Genomic DNA, 15755 nt, shown 5'->3' with positions numbered 1-15755 from the left:
ATCGATTATTTTCATTTATTGAAAAAGCGGTGTCCAATTAGTGACATTCCCCTAAAAAGACCAGCGCAAGAGGCCTTTTAGACACTTTCCAATTTTCAACAATCAACTCCGCCAGAAGAAATGCTGCGGCAATAAATTTAACATGTCCATTCCAGCGTCGTTCTCTTAATAGGAGGATTTTAGCTAAAATAAAAAAGCCGCTTACTTTTCAGCAAGCGGCTTTTTACTTATAAAACACAAGTTGCATAAAGGTGGCGCCAGCTTAAACGCCTAAGCGATCGAAACCCGTCACCCTCAGAACCGTCTTATATTCCTCAGCCTCTTCAAGGCGTTTCTGCTGCTTGATTAACCGATGGAACCTTCCATTTCGAACTTGATCAGGCGGTTCATCTCAACGGCATATTCCATTGGCAACTCTTTTGTGAATGGCTCAATGAAGCCCATAACAATCATTTCAGTCGCTTCTTCTTCAGAAATCCCGCGGCTCATAAGATAGAAGAGCTGCTCTTCTGAAACCTTAGATACCTTCGCTTCATGTTCAAGCGAGATGTTATCATTAAGGATTTCATTGTAAGGGATTGTATCGGATGTTGAGCTGTTATCCATAATCAGCGTATCACACTCAATATTGGCACGGGCACCATCTGCTTTGCGTCCAAAATGGACGATTCCGCGGTAGGTAACCTTTCCGCCTTGTTTGGAAATTGACTTGGATACGATCGTAGAAGAAGTATTTGGTGCAAGGTGAATCATTTTCGCCCCTGCATCCTGATGCTGACCTTTACCGGCTAGCGCAATGGATAATGTCATCCCTCTTGCACCTTCGCCTTTTAAAATGACGGCAGGATACTTCATTGTAAGCTTTGAGCCGATGTTTCCGTCAATCCACTCCATTGTAGCATTGGCTTCACAGACAGCACGCTTGGTTACAAGGTTATACACATTGTTTGCCCAGTTCTGGATAGTCGTATAACGGCAGTAAGCGTCCTTCTTAATGATGATTTCAACCACCGCACTGTGAAGGGAGTTGGTTGTATAAACAGGGGCTGTACAGCCTTCAACATAGTGTACATGCGCACCCTCATCCACAATGATCAGCGTACGTTCAAATTGTCCCATGTTTTCCGAATTGATACGGAAGTATGCCTGGAGAGGAGTCTCCACTTTTATACCCTTTGGCACATAGATGAAAGATCCGCCGGACCATACGGCCGAGTTAAGGGCAGCAAACTTATTGTCAGTTGGCGGAATGACCTTCGCCCAGTGTTCACGGAAAATATCTTCATTTTCCTTAAGGGCAGAATCAGTGTCCTTAAAGACAATTCCTAATTCTTCAAGATCTTCCTTCATATTGTGGTAAACCACTTCAGACTCGTATTGGGCAGAAACACCTGCAAGGTATTTTTGCTCCGCTTCCGGAATACCAAGCTTGTCAAACGTGCGCTTGATTTCTTCAGGGACTTCATCCCATGATTTCTCGGATTTTTCGGAAGGCTTGACATAATAAGTAATCTCATCAAAATTAAGGCTCATTAAGTCTCCGCCCCATTGAGGCATTGGCATATTGTAGAAATGCTCAAGTGATTTCAGGCGGAAGTCAAGCATCCATTGCGGTTCTTCCTTCATCCTGGAAATCTCTTCAACGATTTCACGTGTCAAGCCGCGTTTAGACCGGAAAATCGAAACGTCCTTATCGGAAAATCCATATTTATAATCACCGATCTCTGGCATCTTTTTAGCCATCGTCGAGTTCCTCCATTTCTATTGGAGAGACAGCACGCTGCCTCTCCATGTATTTACCGTGGATATTGCCGCGGCTTAAGTTTCAATCACTGGTTATTCTCGTTCAAGCCTTTTTCCATGGCTTTCCAGGCCAGTGTGGCGCACTTGATCCTGGCAGGGAATTGGGAAACTCCCTGGAGGGCTTCAATATCGCCTAAATCTATATTATCATCATATTCTTTGCCTAGCATCATGTCTGAGAAAATCTTGGACAATTTTAAGGCGTCATCAATATTCTTCCCTTTGATGGCCTGTGTCATCATGGAGGCAGAAGACATGGAAATCGAGCAGCCTTCTCCTTCAAACTTGGAATCGGTCACCTTGCCGTCTTCAACTTTCATTGTCAGCTGAATCCTGTCACCGCATGTCGGGTTGTTCATATTGATGGTCAGACTGCCGTCTTCAAGAATTCCCTTATTGCGAGGATTCTTATAATGATCCATAATGACCTGGCGGTAAAGGGTATCTAAGTTTTTAGAAGACATCGCTGAAATACTCCTTTGTTTTAACAAGCCCCTGAACAAGCTTGTCAATCTCGTCTTCGGTGTTGTACAGATAAAAGCTTGCCCGTGCTGTTGCCGATACCTTCAGCCATTTCATTAGCGGCTGGGCACAATGATGGCCCGCCCTGACTGCAATTCCTTCAGCATCAAGCACTGTAGCAACATCATGAGGATGGACGTCACTCAAATTGAAAGTAACTACTCCAGCCCGTTTTGCCGAATCCATTGGGCCGTAAATGGTCATACCCTCAATAGCAGACATCTTTTCCAGGGCATAAGCTGCCAGCTTATGTTCATGGGCTTCAATATTCTCAAGCCCGATTTCCTGTAAAAAGTCGATCGCTGCTCCAAGGCCGATTGCGCCTGCAATGATTGGTGTTCCGCCTTCAAATTTCCACGGAAGCTCCTTCCATGTAGACTCATACAAGCCGACAAAGTCAATCATTTCGCCGCCAAACTCAATTGGCTCCATGTTTTCAAGCAGCTGTTTCTTCCCATATAAAACACCGATCCCTGTCGGCCCGCACATTTTATGTCCCGAAAAAGCGAAGAAATCACAATCGAGATCCTGCACGTCAACTTTTACATGGGGAGCGCTCTGGGCGCCGTCGACTACCATGATTGCACCATGTTGGTGGGCAATCTGGGCAATCTCCTTAATAGGATTGATGACACCCAGCACGTTGGAAACCTGCATGATGGATACAATCTTCGTATTGGATGTTATCGTCTGTCTGGCATCTTCAATTGAGATGGTGCCATCTTCCTGAAGCGGCAAATACTTCAAGGTCGCACCGGTCGCTTTGGCGACCTGCTGCCATGGAATGATATTGCTGTGATGCTCCATATAGGAGATCACAATTTCATCCCCTTCACTTAAATTTGCCCGGCCATAGCTGGCCGCAACCGTATTTAGTGAAGTCGTAGTCCCTCTGGTGAAAATAACCTCTTCAATCGATTTGGCATTGATAAACTTCCTGACCTTTTCCCGAGCACCTTCATATCCATCCGTAGCCCTTGTCCCGAGGGTATGGACGCCGCGATGAACATTTGAATTGTATTCTCGGTAGTAGCGGTCCAATGCTTCGATTACCTGAACTGGTTTCTGTGAAGTTGCTGCGCTGTCCAGATAGACAAGCGGATTTCCGTTGACTTCCTGGTTCAAGATCGGGAACAACTCACGAATTTCCCGCGAATTCATTACTTGACTTTCCTTTCAATCACTTCAACCAGCTGCTTTTTCACGCCTTCAATTGGAAGCTCGTTTACAACCGGAGCAAGGAATCCATGGATAACCAGCCTTTCCGCTTCTGTCTGCGGAATTCCCCGGCTCATTAGATAGTAAAGCTGGATCGGATCTACACGGCCGACTGATGCAGCATGTCCGGCAGTTACATCATCTTCATCAATCAGGAGGATTGGATTGGCATCTCCGCGCGCCTTCTCGCTGAGCATAAGCACACGTGATTCCTGCTCCGCATTTGCTTTGGTCGCACCGTGTTCAATCTTGCCGATTCCGTTGAAAATGGAAGTTGCGCTATCTTTCACAACACCATGCTTTAAGATATACCCTTCGGAATTTTTCCCGAAATGGATTGTATTAGTTGTAAAGTTTTGAATCTGATCACCGCGTCCAACAACAACGGTCTTTGTATCGCCGTAGGAACCATCCCCAACCAGGTTGGTAACCGTTTCGGAAATTGTATTCCCGTCATTCATTAGGCCAAGTGCCCACTCAATTTTTGCATCCCTGTCAGCAACACCCCGGCGGTTTACGTAGGTCGTAACTCCCTTTGCAAGAGTATCCACTGCACCAAACTGGATGCGTGAGTTTGCATTTGCAACCACTTCAGTCACAATATTGAAAAGGCTGTTAGCGGACTCAACCGTAGAGATGTAGTTTTCAACATAAACCACACTGCTGTTGTCTTCAGCCACAACCAGTACATGATTGAAGACATTTGCATCGGCATTGTCATGAACAAAGATGGAATGGATTGGTTCGCTGATTTGGACATTCTTTGGTACATACAAAAATGCCCCGCCATTCATAAACGCTGCATGGAGTGCAGTCAGACGGTGTTCATCCGCTTTTACAGCACTCATGAAATATTTTTTAAGCAGGTCGCTGTATTCGCGTGCCGCTGTGAAGATATCCGTGAAAACCACGCCTTTTTCCTGAAGTCCTTTGGAGACCGACAGATAGGCAGGTTTATTGTTACGCTGAATATAAAGGTTCTTGTCCGAACCATCGACGTCTACCAGAGCTTTAACTTCTTCAGGAAGCTCATTCAAGCTTGCAAATGCATCACTTTTTACGAGCAGGTTTTCGAATTGTGAAAAATTCCATTTGTCGATTTTTGTTTTATCCGGTCTTGGCATTGGAAGCGAGTCAGCAGAAGCAAGTGCCTGGACACGATGTGCTGTCAGCCATTCCGGTTCATTCATTTCTTTTGAAAAGGAAGTAATATATTCCTGATCAAATGGCAGCTTTGTTTCCGTAGTCATATTGATCCTCCCCTAGTGCTTACGCTTCTTGCCCAACTGTTTCGTCTTCGATTCCCAATTCTTGCTTAATCCAGTCATACCCTTCTGCTTCCAGTCGCTGGGCTAGCTCAGGTCCGCCTGATTTAACAATCCGGCCTTGCATCATAACATGGACAAAGTCAGGAGTGATATAATTCAGCAGGCGCTGATAGTGGGTAATGATCAGGCAGCCAAATTCTGAACTGCGCATTTCATTGATGCCTTTAGAAACAACCTTCAGTGCATCAATATCAAGACCAGAATCTATTTCATCAAGGATGGCAATCTTAGGCTCGATCATCATCATTTGAAGGATTTCATTGCGCTTCTTTTCGCCGCCGGAGAAACCTTCATTTAAATAACGCTGTGCCATGTTAGGATCCATCTCAAGGAATTCCATTTTGGAATCCATTGTACGGATAAACTTCATTAAAGAGATTTCCTGGCCTTCTTCACGGCGTGCATTGATGGAAGAACGCAAAAAGTCTGCATTTGTTACACCGCTGATTTCACTTGGATACTGCATGGCAAGGAACAATCCTGCACGAGCTCGTTCATCCACTTCCATTTCAAGAACATCTTCATTATCCAATGTAACGCTTCCGCCTGTCACCTGATACTTGGGATGACCCATGATTGCTGATGATAAGGTTGACTTACCAGTACCGTTTGGACCCATGATGGCATGGATTTCGCCGCCCTTAATTTCAAGGTTTACACCTTTTAAGATTTCTTTGCCTTCGATTTCAACGTGAAGGTCTTTAATTGTTAATACAGATCCACCCATAATTGCTACCTCCGTTAATAAAAAAAGATTCATCCGATTAAGACGGATGCCCTTGTTATTCTCACTTTATTCTCATTACAATCTTATAACAAATTAAATCTATTCGCAACTGTTTAAGACTGCGGCTGCCCAAAGCGAATAAGGCATTTTATCTGTTTATTTTTATCCTAAGGTTACTATTTCATGTATGATAACACAACCGGAGCATACGGACGATGAATTTTCATTAAACGTGTATCCTACCCTTCTCTCCGCATCCCGCATAAGCAGAAGAAACCAGTGCTATTCACACTGGTCTCTGTCTAAGATCTATTCATGCTAGGAATGTGCTTTTCGTTCAATATCAGAAAGGATTCTCTGGCTTTTCAAGTAATCCTTCTCCCGCTCTCTTTCAACTGCCATTCTTACATCATGGTTGGAACAGTACTCCTCATAACAAACTCCGTGGGCTGCATGCATCGCCTTTTCCATTTCATTCGTATAGTTTAGCTGAAGAAAACTAATAACGAATCATCCCTTCGTTTTATACGCGTTTTGCGCGAATTTTTTTAACATCTTTATGCTAACACTTTTTTATTACCCTCCTCAAAGGCAGTAAAAACACGAATTTTGCGGTCAGCCATGGTTTCAGGCCTTCAGGGTCCCTCAGCCCTCCCATTCTTAAAATTCAGCCAAATTAAAGCCAGTATGTATATTTTATAAAGCAGTCTGTTTCCCTTTCTGATCATTTCCGGTCATGCGCCCGCTTTTCCAGACGGTCCATGAGCTTTTACCGTAGTAGCTATCCGCTGCCCCCCGATTTACTTGGCTGAAGCCCGCGCGTACGTTCCGCGATACATTCCAGATCAAAACTCTGCATAAAAAAAGCAGGCCCGAGAGCCTGCTTTTTTCTATGATATTACTCTGCCAAAAGAACGGCACCTTGATATTTGTCTTCGATAAATTGCTTGATTTCGTCAGATTTAAGAACTTCTACAAGAGTTTTGATTTCTTCTCGGTCTTTATCCTCGGAACGGACAACAATCAGGTTTGCCGGCACAACATCGCTGCCTTCAAAAGCAATTCCATCCTCTTTGATGTTCAGGTTGCCTTCAAGGGCATAGTTCGTATTAATGGCAACAGCATCTCCTTCTCCGCTTTCAAAAGAAGAAGCCAGTAGCTTTGCTTCAATTAACGTAGAGAAATCAAGATTTTTTGGATTTTCAACAATATCCTCAACGCGGGCGTTTGCCCCAACGCCTTCTTTAAGTTTAATGACCCCTTCTTTTTCAAAGATCGGCAAAATACGGCCGTGGTCGCTCAAAGAATCACTCATGATGATTTTAGCTCCCTCCGGAAGATCCTTCAGGCTGTCATATTTCTTTGAATAAATACCAATTGGCTCCTGGTGGATTTCACCAACACTTACAAAATCGAAATCCTTATTTTCCTCCATTTGAAGTTCAAGGTATCCCGGAGTCTGGAAATAGTTTGCGTCAAGCTCTTTATCTCTTAAAGCAACATTCGGCAGGATATAATCCTGGAAAACCTGCACTTTAAGGTCAATTCCCTTTTCTTTCATTAAAGGAACAGCTTCGTCCAGCACTTCAGCATGAGGAACAGCCGAGGCACCAACAACCAGTTCCTTATTTTTTTCTTTCCCTTCATTCTGTGCATTTTCGTTTTCCCCGCCTCCACATGCAGCAAGTGCAAGTGTTAAAATGGCGATAAAGACCAGGCTTAATACTTTTTTCAATGTGTTTCCCTCCTGTTAACGCTTGTCAGTTTTATTTGTAAAATAGTCTCCAATTAATTGGATAATAAATACCAGGATCAAAATGGCTACAGTTGCAACCAGGGTTACAAACGGCCGGTTTCTCTGAAAGCCTTCAAGATAAGCAAAATGCCCCAGGCCTCCTGCTCCAATAACGCCCGCCATCGCTGTAAAGCTGACCAATGAGATGGCGGTGACGGTTAGCCCTGAAATCAATGCCGGCAGGGACTCCGGAATCAATACTTTAAAGATAATTTGCCCGTGGCTGGCACCCATGGACTGGGCCGCCTCAATGACTCCCTTGTCAATTTCCCTTAGAGCGATTTCTACCATTCTCGCGTAAAAAGGCGCTGCCCCAATAATAAGGGCTGGCAATGCCGCATTGGCCCCAAGCATAGAACCTACCAACAGCTTGGTGAATGGAATCAATAATACAATCAGGATAATAAAGGGGATGGATCTGAAAATATTAACAAAGGCAGCGATTACTACATTAACTGCTTTGTTTTCCCATAGGCTCCCTTTTCCCGTCAAAAATAACAGCAAACCAAGGATGACACCAAGAATAAAGGTAACAAGAACAGAAATCGCAGTCATATAAAGGGTCTCCTGTGATGCTAGCCAGAGCTTGTCCCATTTAACTGTTTCCATTAATTCAGCCATTGCTGATCACCTCCACTCCAACTTCCTGGGAGGAAATGAACTGCACTGCCCTTTCAACTTCCGCTTCCTCCCCGTCAAGGTGGACGAACAAGGTCCCATATGAACCGTTTTGAGTCTGGGAAATCTTTCCTTGAAGAATGTTGACCGTTAATGAAAACTGCCGGATTAAGTCCGTAATTAAAGGCTGTTCTGCTCCTTCACCGACAAACGTCAGCTGAATGACTTTTCCGCGAGGATAGCGGGATAGAAGGTGCTCAATGGTTTCCTTTGTTTCTTCGGGCTCAGTTACCTGCTGGACGAATCTCCTCGTAATCTGCTCCTGAGGATTTTTAAAGACATGAAGGACCGGTCCAGTCTCTACTATCCTTCCGCTTTCCATGACCGCAACTCGGTGGCAAATTTTCCTGATTACGTGCATTTCATGCGTAATCAGGACGATCGTAAGACCGAGACGCTTATTGATATCGACCAAAAGCTCAAGAATTGAATCTGTGGTTTGCGGGTCCAATGCGGAGGTAGCCTCATCACACAAAAGTACCTTCGGATTATTTGCAAGAGCCCTTGCAATTCCGACCCTTTGTTTCTGTCCGCCGCTCAGCTGGGAAGGGTATGCATCTTCCCGGCCCGAAAGGCCTACGAGCGCAATCAGTTCTTTCACTCGTTTCTCCCGTTCCTGACGCGGCACTCCGGCAATTTCAAGGGGGAAGGCTATATTATCGACTACTGTCCTTGACCATAGCAGGTTGAAGTGCTGGAAGATCATTGAAATCTCCTGCCGGGCTTTGCGGAGTTCGCGTCCTTTTATCCTGGACACCTCTCTTCCTGCTACGACGATCGAGCCATTTGTCGGGATTTCAAGGCCATTAAGCATCCGGATCAGTGTGCTTTTTCCGGCTCCGCTATATCCGATGACACCGAAGATTTCTCCCTCTTTTATCTCAAGGTTAACATCGTTAACCGCATTTACTTCGCCTTTTCTCGAAGCATAGGTTTTTATGACATTCTTTACAGAGATCAATTGATTCTTCACCCTCTCCATTCCAACTCGCACTCTTAAAAATGAATGATTATTCTAGGTTTTCTTTACCCTGATAAAAAAATTCAAAAATGATATTTGAAAATAATAAAAGCCTTTCCGCACGAGCAGAAAGGCACATCAATCTATAACCTTTCTCTCATCTTCCAAAGCAGCCGCTTTGTGTGAATTGGCACCATTTCAATAAGCATGCTTACTGACGGTTGCCGGGCTTCATCGGGCACTTCCCTCCACCTCTCTTGATAAGAGCAACAGATATTCACTTGAAATCAAAGCATTTTTAAACTACGAGTGTGATTCTATCATGGAATAAAAAAGAGTGTCAATAAAAAAATCTTTCTCTATTTTAAGTATTTTTTTACAATATTTATCGTTTTAAACCCTTGCCCCTTCAGGGATTCCTGTCGCTTTTTGAATAGCCTGTTCCAGGTCTTCAAGGAGATCCTCGACATTCTCGATTCCCACGGACAGACGGATCAGGTCTTCCGGTACACCTGCGGCCTTAAGACCGTCTGCATCGAGCTGCTGGTGGGTTGTGCTGGCTGGGTGGATAATCAGGCTTTTTGCATCACCGACATTGGCAAGGTGCGACCAGAGCCGGATGGAATTGATCAGCTTCGCACCTGCTTCTCTTCCACCTTCAATCCCAAAGATTACGATGGATCCTGCCCCTTTTGGAAGGTACTTTTCTGCCAGCTTTTTATCTGGATGACGGTCATGTCCAGGATAGGAAACCCAGGTTACGGCTGGATGAGCCTCTAAATAGTCTACTACCTTCCTTGTGTTGGCAATATGCTCTTTCATACGAACATGGAGCGTTTCAAGGCCCAGCGTGAACTGGAAAGCATGCTGAGGGCTTAAAGCAGGGCCAATATCCCGAAGCAGCTGGACTCTAGCCTTAACGATGAAGGCCGCCGCTCCAATTGCCTCACTGTATACGAGGTCATGGTAGCTCGGGTCAGGTGTTGTAAATCCAGGGAACTTTGGTGAATTCCAGTCAAATTTCCCTCCATCAACAATAATGCCGCCCAGTGTTGTTCCATTGCCAAGCAGCCATTTGGTAGCCGAGTGGATCACAATGTCGGCTCCATGTTCAATCGGACGGCAAAGGTAAGGTGTGGCAAACGTATTGTCGATAATCAATGGAATTCCTGCTGCATGGGCAATTTCCGCTGTCTTTTCTATATCAAGGACTCTCAGACTTGGGTTTCCGATTGTCTCGGCGAATATTGCTTTTGTACGTTCATTAATGGCCTCCCGGAAATGATCAGGGTCGGTCGAATCCACAAATTTCACTTTAATCCCGTATTTAGGCAGCGTAACGGCAAATAGATTATAAGTCCCGCCATAAAGGTTTGAAGCAGCAACAATTTCATCCCCGGCATGGGCGATGTTCAGGATTGCCATCGTAATCGCGGCCATCCCGCTGGCTACTGCAAGTGCTCCCACCCCGCCCTCAAGAAGTGCAACCCTTTCCTCAAAGACCGTTACAGTAGGGTTATGTATGCGCGAATAGATGTACCCAGGTTCCTTTAAAGCAAATAAATCGGCTGCATGTTCCGTATTTTTAAACTGATAGGCGTTGCTGAAATAAATGGGCAATGCCCTGGCACCTGTTACCGGATCCGGTGATAATCCCCCATGGACACCTAAGGTTTCTAAACGGTAATTCTGTTTCTCTGCCACTGTTCATCTCTCCTTTTCCTTATCCAGTTTTTTTCGCTTTTCTGCTGGCTCTTCCCCAAAGGGACCGACTCCTGGAACCTCCCCCTGCCGCTAAGCCTTTTGCGTGTCCCTTAACCGCTCCCCCCTGAGGAATCTCACTCATTGTCAAAATAACAACATCCTGCTAAAAGAGTCTCTAACTAAAAAACCTCTCCAAAAGAAGAGGTTTTCCCCGACCCTTCTTATCTTTCAGAGCATACACCCTGCAGGACTTGGCACCGTGTTGATTAACCGGTTGCCGGGCTTCATCGGGCCATTCCCTCCGCCTCTCTTGATAAGATCTGCTATGAATTTATCCAAATAATAGCACGCAGCAACCAGGACCGTCAAACATTTGAAAGAAATTTCCGAATTCTCTTTATATGCATGAACGGGTGTAACCTTCTCCCCATTACATCTAAACTATTGTGAGGGTTGGTCCCTTCAAACTAGATAATGTGGCATTAAATCCAGCTAATCCCTGCTTGTTCTTTTATGGATAGACGATTGACTGGGAACCTTCGACAAGCAGGCCCTGTTACGTTACCCGCAGTCAACAATTATTGCTCGGGATGTTTCCGTCAGACAGCTGTTTTACGATGACTGTTTCCAGTTTCCAGGAGGCATTCAATTTCTGTCCGGTATGAGACTGGTGAAGGATTTTTATCGGGCGTTCCCAACCAATTCACTATCTGAAAGCTTCCTGCTGCCGCCTCACTGGATAGATCTGAATTGAAGATACTATGGAACGAAGAGTGATGTGTTTCCCCATGTTCAGCCATTTTGTTCTTCCATACCTGTTTCTGACTAAGATTGACCTTCTCCTATGTCTCATCATTCAATCTCAATTTTGGGACAAAAAAAGACAATACCAGCCAATCTTCGGTATTGTCTCTTTCATTTCCCGAGAAATATGTCAAAATCCATAAAACCTCCACATATTTTCACTGAAGTGTCTGTTTGATCGTTTCATGCAAATATGGCACGGAATGAAAGGCATAGAGCTTATCCTTAACTGTTCCATCCTTGACCAACAGGAGGCACGGGACACTCTCCACTTTAAATTCGTCTGCTGTCTCCGGCAAAAAATTCAGATTTACCTTCCCCATGCTTAAATCAGGGTGCAGCTGCTCGACTACGTTCAGCATCTTCCCGGCCATCTGGCAGGTTCCACAGAGAGGTGTATAAAAATAGACAAGCCCTGTCCCGCTTTCGTTAAAGAATTTCTCCATTTTTTCTCGCGGCCAATCAATCATTGCTTACATTCATCCTTTTTCTAGATATTCTGCGTGTACGTCAATATTTGCCCCTAAAAGTACGGTTGCAAGGTGCTTTTCAGGCGCTGTTGCAACCTCGCGATACATTTTATCAATGTACAGGTGACTTGCTTCCGGAAATTCCCGCTTAAATTGTTTTCTGAGCTTTTCTCCGGAATCATCTGCATCTACGAGAATATAAACGTCCTTATGAAATAAACTTTCAATTATTTCATCAAGACGGGACAAGCTGATGGTACCATTTGTACATATAATCTCAACCGGTTCATTCAGGATGCTTTGGACCTTTCGTTTATCTGATGAACCTTCCACAATAATTACTTTGCTAAACTCATCCATCCAATAACCACCGCCAGAATTGACATTACTTTACAGTATTATAATCGATGCAAAAAAGTTTGTGCTGTAACCCAGCTTGTATATCTATTGTTACTTTTTTATGCCGATTATGCAAAAATATTGCCTTTTTTTTCACTTGCCTTTCTATGGTGAGCCGTTGTATAAAAAAACAGCGGAACGGGTCCGCTGTTTTTTAGCACCAGCCGCCCTCATCACAATCTGTATACCTGGGTTCTTCGTCCCCAGGCACATAGACGTGCTGATAGATTTTTTGCTGGTCGCTTTCAAAATGATGTTCTAATTGGAACTGACTTCCCTCAGGCAAAGTGATCGTCCCAACTTGTTCTTTATCTAAAAACAGCTGTATCTGCCCATTATTAAGTTTTCCGACAATCCTGTCGGTCACATCCAGTTTTTTTGGCTCCAAAGTCATAAGCTCACCTCATCTCTAACGCTTTAAATGATATTCTTCCCGATTTGTTCTTTGTGACTAATGGTAATTACCGGAGTCTGTTCCTACAAAGCAAAACAGCACCCTGATCAGGATGCTGTCGGTAATATCTATTCATTAATCATTTCTTCATATTGATCAGCAGTCATCAGGCTGTCCATTTCACCAGCATCAGATGGCTCAATCACAATCATCCAGGCTTTTTCGTATGGAGATTCATTAACGAATTCGGGATTATCGTTTAATTCTTCATTTACCTCAACGACCTTGCCGCTCAATGGCGCATAAAGTTCTGAAACGGTTTTTACAGACTCAACGCTGCCAAACGGCTCGTCCGCTGTAACAGTATCGCCAACCTCGGGAAGTTCAACGAAAACAATATCACCAAGCTCGGACTGTGCAAAATGCGTAATTCCGACCCTAATTTTTTCTCCCTCTGTCTTTACCCATTCATGCTCTTCTGAATAACGCAATTCTTTTGGTATGCTCATTACAATCCCTCCATTTTATATGTATCGATTCTAAATCGATTATACCCTATAAAATTAAAGCCACATATTTTTATACTCGTCTTCTTTAAACCCGACGGTCACCTTATCCCCATCTGTCAGCAAAGGACGTTTAATGAGCATTCCATCGGATGCGAGCAGCTCCAGAAGTTCGTCTTCCCCTGCTGTTTTGATTTTATCCTTCAGACCAAGTTCCCTGTATTTCTGGCCGGAGGTATTAAAGAACTTTTTAAGCTCCAGGCGGCTTTTCTTATACAGGGATTCAAGCTCCTCCTTTGAGGGAGGATTTTCAACAATATGTATTTCCTTGTATTCAAGTCCGTTTGCATCCAGCCACTTTTTTGCATTGCGGCATGTCCCGCATTTCGGATACCAATAAAAAGTTAAAGCCATTTTTCCACCACCTTTTTTATCATATCCTCTTTAGAACCCTCTAAACGAGATATTAACATAACCCGGCATACAAATTCTAATAATGAGGGCACTCTTTTTCATATTTTGTTTTAATGCCCCAGTATGCCAGTCAAACCGGCATAGTAACAAGAAGGACCTTTCACTCCAGCCTAAATAAAAAAGCGGGCTCCCTGTGCTGGCGGGAGCCCAACATTTTTAGACGATAAAACGTTCTGCCTCAATCAGTTTATCAGCTGCTTCACGTTTCTTCGGAATCACATTGACTGGTGTATACCTGGTGACCTTTCGGAATGCTGACAGCAGCATGCGAAGGGTATCTCCCTCTTCGGCAGCTACAAGCGTTTCCTTTGCATCCTGCTCAACTTTAATAAATGCTTCCTGGCAGAAAATCTGGGTATACAGAAGCTTTTGCCTGCATTTATCCAGCCCCTGTTTTTGAATGGCCTTTTCTGTCCTTAATACTACCGATTCCATGGCGTAGGTATTTGAAATGATATCAGCGATATTCACCAGGACTTCCTGTTCTTTCTCAAGTCCCTTGCCGAATTTCTGTGCGGCCAGCCCCAGAGCTAAAAGACCGATTTTTTTCGCATTGCGAACCAAATGCTTTTCTTGTGCAAGCGGCTCGTCTCCTGGCTCTTCCGGCATCATCATCATAAGCTCTTCCTGAAGTGCCTGGGCTTTCTGGAATAATGGAAGCTCGCCTTTTAGGGCTTTCCGCATGTATGTTCCTGGAACCAGCAGCCGATTAATTTCATTTGTCCCTTCGAAAATCCGGTTGATGCGTGAATCACGGTAGGCTCTTTCAATTTCATATTCCTGCATGAATCCATATCCTCCGTGAATCTGAACCCCTTCATCCACAACATGGTCAAGTGTCTCGGAGGCAAATACCTTATTCAGTGAACATTCAATTGCGTACTCAGCGACGGCCTTTGCAACAGCCTTGCCATCGTTCAGCTCTTCTTCCGTCATCTTGCCCATGCTGTCCTCATACAGCCCCACAGTGCGGTAGACGGAGCTTTCTGTCGCATAGATTTCCGACGCAAGAGTTGCAAGTTTTTCTTTTGTAAGATTGAACTGGGAAATTGGCGTTTTAAACTGCTGGCGCTGATTTGCATACTTAACCGTCAGTTCAAAGGCTTTCTTGGAACCGCCGATACCGCCGACGCCTAATTTATAGCGGCCAATATTAAGAATATTAAAAGCAATCAAATGGCCTTTTCCTGGTTCAAACAGCAGATTTTCGACCGGCACTGGAACATCCTCTAGGATAAGGGTTCTGGTAGAAGAACTCTTGATTCCCATTTTCTTTTCCTCTGCGCCAGTGGAGACCCCGGGATATTCACGTTCGACAATGAATGCAGAGAAGTGCTCCCCATCGATTTTTGCATACACAACAAATACATCCGCAAAGCCTGCATTGGTAATCCACTGTTTTTCACCGTTAAGAATGTAATGCGTTCCTTCTGCATTAAGTTTGGCTGTCGCCCTTGCCCCAAGAGCATCAGATCCGGACCCGGGCTCCGTCAGTGCATAGGCAGCCAGTTTCTCCCCGGTTGCAAGTGCAGGCAAATACTTTTCCTTCTGGTCTTTATTGCCGAACAGGACAATCGGAAGGGATCCGATTCCAACATGGGCCCCATGTGACAGGGAAAACCCTCCTGCACCTGACATTTTCTCGGTAATTAAGGCCGAACTGATTTTATCAAGGTTTAGGCCGCCGTATTCTTCCGGGATGTCAGCTCCAAGCAGTCCGAGTTCGCCTGCTTCTTTTAAAAGCTTGACGGTACGGTCAAACTCATGGTTTTCTAAATGCTCGATTTGAGGACGAACCTCGTTATTTACAAAATCTTCCGTTGTCTTCGCAATCATAATTTGTTCATCCGTAAAGTCTTCTGGAGTGAAAATTTGTTCTGGGGCTGCATCCTCGATCAGAAAACTTCCACCTTTAAAGAGCTTATCTGTCTGATTGGCCATTCTTAATTCCTCCATTCTATACTTTCAGGCT

17 protein-coding genes and 2 riboswitches are annotated in these 15755 nt (G+C 44.5%); all 17 genes read right to left on the bottom strand.

Annotated features, from left to right (window positions below):
* Positions 1-345 precede the first annotated feature (345 nt).
* The 17 genes from sufB to EV146_RS06710 all read right to left on the bottom strand — a co-directional run bounded on the left by sufB (position 346) and on the right by EV146_RS06710 (position 15724).
* Positions 346-1743, bottom strand: a complete 1398-nt coding sequence (gene sufB / locus EV146_RS06785; protein WP_121611147.1) for a Fe-S cluster assembly protein SufB — start codon at positions 1741-1743, stop codon at positions 346-348.
* Between the two features lie 86 nt (positions 1744-1829).
* Positions 1830-2267: a Fe-S cluster assembly sulfur transfer protein SufU gene (sufU, locus tag EV146_RS06780; RefSeq protein ID WP_121611146.1), complete on the bottom strand. Its 438-nt coding sequence runs from the start codon at positions 2265-2267 to the stop codon at positions 1830-1832.
* A complete protein-coding gene (locus tag EV146_RS06775) occupies positions 2257-3486 on the bottom strand; it encodes a cysteine desulfurase (protein ID WP_132003671.1) in 1230 nt (409 codons plus the stop codon). Before EV146_RS06775 ends, sufU begins: the two co-directional genes overlap by 11 nt.
* Positions 3486-4793: a Fe-S cluster assembly protein SufD gene (gene sufD / locus EV146_RS06770; protein ID WP_132003668.1), complete on the bottom strand. Its 1308-nt coding sequence runs from the start codon at positions 4791-4793 to the stop codon at positions 3486-3488. Before sufD ends, EV146_RS06775 begins: the two co-directional genes overlap by 1 nt.
* A gap of 19 nt (positions 4794-4812) precedes the next feature.
* Positions 4813-5598 (bottom strand): Fe-S cluster assembly ATPase SufC, encoded by a 786-nt coding sequence (sufC, locus tag EV146_RS06765; protein ID WP_121611143.1) that lies wholly within the window; start codon positions 5596-5598, stop codon positions 4813-4815.
* Between the two features lie 318 nt (positions 5599-5916).
* Positions 5917-6069, bottom strand: coding sequence for a YuzK family famiily protein (locus EV146_RS27455; RefSeq protein WP_162990203.1), 153 nt, complete (start codon positions 6067-6069; stop codon positions 5917-5919).
* Between the two features lie 427 nt (positions 6070-6496).
* Positions 6497-7333, bottom strand: a complete 837-nt coding sequence (locus EV146_RS06760) for a MetQ/NlpA family ABC transporter substrate-binding protein (RefSeq protein WP_132003665.1) — start codon at positions 7331-7333, stop codon at positions 6497-6499.
* Between the two features lie 15 nt (positions 7334-7348).
* Entirely contained in the window at positions 7349-8014 is a 666-nt protein-coding gene (locus EV146_RS06755) for a methionine ABC transporter permease (RefSeq protein WP_132003662.1), read from the bottom strand.
* Complete coding sequence (locus EV146_RS06750) at positions 8007-9032, bottom strand: methionine ABC transporter ATP-binding protein (RefSeq protein ID WP_132003797.1); 1026 nt, start codon at positions 9030-9032, stop codon at positions 8007-8009. Before EV146_RS06750 ends, EV146_RS06755 begins: the two co-directional genes overlap by 8 nt.
* Positions 9033-9186: 154 nt before the next feature.
* Positions 9187-9299, bottom strand: a riboswitch (SAM riboswitch).
* A 126-nt stretch (positions 9300-9425) separates the two neighbouring features.
* Positions 9426-10736 carry an O-acetylhomoserine aminocarboxypropyltransferase/cysteine synthase family protein gene (locus EV146_RS06745; RefSeq protein ID WP_132003659.1) on the bottom strand — a complete coding sequence of 437 codons (1311 nt, stop codon included), beginning with the start codon at positions 10734-10736 and terminating at the stop codon, positions 9426-9428.
* A gap of 218 nt (positions 10737-10954) precedes the next feature.
* Positions 10955-11056, bottom strand: a riboswitch (SAM riboswitch).
* A 279-nt stretch (positions 11057-11335) separates the two neighbouring features.
* Positions 11336-11536, bottom strand: a complete 201-nt coding sequence (locus EV146_RS06740) for a hypothetical protein (RefSeq protein WP_132003656.1) — start codon at positions 11534-11536, stop codon at positions 11336-11338.
* 162 nt (positions 11537-11698) lie between these two features.
* Positions 11699-12010, bottom strand: a complete 312-nt coding sequence (locus tag EV146_RS06735; RefSeq protein WP_121611139.1) for a thioredoxin family protein — start codon at positions 12008-12010, stop codon at positions 11699-11701.
* 9 nt (positions 12011-12019) lie between these two features.
* A complete protein-coding gene (locus EV146_RS06730; RefSeq protein ID WP_121611138.1) occupies positions 12020-12370 on the bottom strand; it encodes a toprim domain-containing protein in 351 nt (116 codons plus the stop codon).
* A 193-nt stretch (positions 12371-12563) separates the two neighbouring features.
* On the bottom strand, positions 12564-12803 hold the full coding sequence (locus tag EV146_RS06725) for a YusG family protein (protein WP_121611137.1): 240 nt from the start codon (positions 12801-12803) through the stop codon (positions 12564-12566).
* 128 nt (positions 12804-12931) lie between these two features.
* Positions 12932-13312, bottom strand: a complete 381-nt coding sequence (gene gcvH, locus EV146_RS06720; protein WP_132003653.1) for a glycine cleavage system protein GcvH — start codon at positions 13310-13312, stop codon at positions 12932-12934.
* 54 nt (positions 13313-13366) lie between these two features.
* Positions 13367-13723, bottom strand: a complete 357-nt coding sequence (locus EV146_RS06715) for an arsenate reductase family protein (protein WP_132003650.1) — start codon at positions 13721-13723, stop codon at positions 13367-13369.
* Positions 13724-13939: 216 nt separating this feature from the next.
* Positions 13940-15724, bottom strand: a complete 1785-nt coding sequence (locus EV146_RS06710) for an acyl-CoA dehydrogenase family protein (RefSeq protein WP_132003647.1) — start codon at positions 15722-15724, stop codon at positions 13940-13942.
* Positions 15725-15755: the final 31 nt, after the last annotated feature.

This window comes from Mesobacillus foraminis, assembly GCF_004340465.1.
GTDB classification, from domain to species: Bacteria; Bacillota; Bacilli; order Bacillales; family Cytobacillaceae; genus Mesobacillus_B; species Mesobacillus_B foraminis.
The sequence above is the reverse complement of the archived record's forward strand: the minus strand, read 5'-3'. Positions and strand labels throughout refer to the sequence as shown.

Excerpts from the sequence above, each read along its gene's own strand:
- EV146_RS06715 (WP_132003650.1), bottom strand. The coding sequence starts at position 13,723 with ATGGCTTTAACTTTTTATTGGTATCCGAAATGCGGGACATGCCGCAAT.
- EV146_RS06725 (WP_121611137.1), bottom strand. The coding sequence starts at position 12,803 with ATGACTTTGGAGCCAAAAAAACTGGATGTGACCGACAGGATTGTCGGA.
- sufC (WP_121611143.1), bottom strand. The coding sequence starts at position 5,598 with ATGGGTGGATCTGTATTAACAATTAAAGACCTTCACGTTGAAATCGAA.
- sufB (WP_121611147.1), bottom strand. The coding sequence starts at position 1,743 with ATGGCTAAAAAGATGCCAGAGATCGGTGATTATAAATATGGATTTTCC.
- EV146_RS06740 (WP_132003656.1), bottom strand. The coding sequence starts at position 11,536 with ATGGCTGAACATGGGGAAACACATCACTCTTCGTTCCATAGTATCTTC.
- EV146_RS27455 (WP_162990203.1), bottom strand. The coding sequence starts at position 6,069 with ATGGAAAAGGCGATGCATGCAGCCCACGGAGTTTGTTATGAGGAGTAC.
- sufD (WP_132003668.1), bottom strand. The coding sequence starts at position 4,793 with ATGACTACGGAAACAAAGCTGCCATTTGATCAGGAATATATTACTTCC.
- sufU (WP_121611146.1), bottom strand. The coding sequence starts at position 2,267 with ATGTCTTCTAAAAACTTAGATACCCTTTACCGCCAGGTCATTATGGAT.
- EV146_RS06730 (WP_121611138.1), bottom strand. The coding sequence starts at position 12,370 with ATGGATGAGTTTAGCAAAGTAATTATTGTGGAAGGTTCATCAGATAAA.
- EV146_RS06775 (WP_132003671.1), bottom strand. The coding sequence starts at position 3,486 with ATGAATTCGCGGGAAATTCGTGAGTTGTTCCCGATCTTGAACCAGGAA.
- EV146_RS06710 (WP_132003647.1), bottom strand. The coding sequence starts at position 15,724 with ATGGCCAATCAGACAGATAAGCTCTTTAAAGGTGGAAGTTTTCTGATC.
- EV146_RS06755 (WP_132003662.1), bottom strand. The coding sequence starts at position 8,014 with ATGGCTGAATTAATGGAAACAGTTAAATGGGACAAGCTCTGGCTAGCA.
- EV146_RS06735 (WP_121611139.1), bottom strand. The coding sequence starts at position 12,010 with ATGATTGATTGGCCGCGAGAAAAAATGGAGAAATTCTTTAACGAAAGC.
- gcvH (WP_132003653.1), bottom strand. The coding sequence starts at position 13,312 with ATGAGCATACCAAAAGAATTGCGTTATTCAGAAGAGCATGAATGGGTA.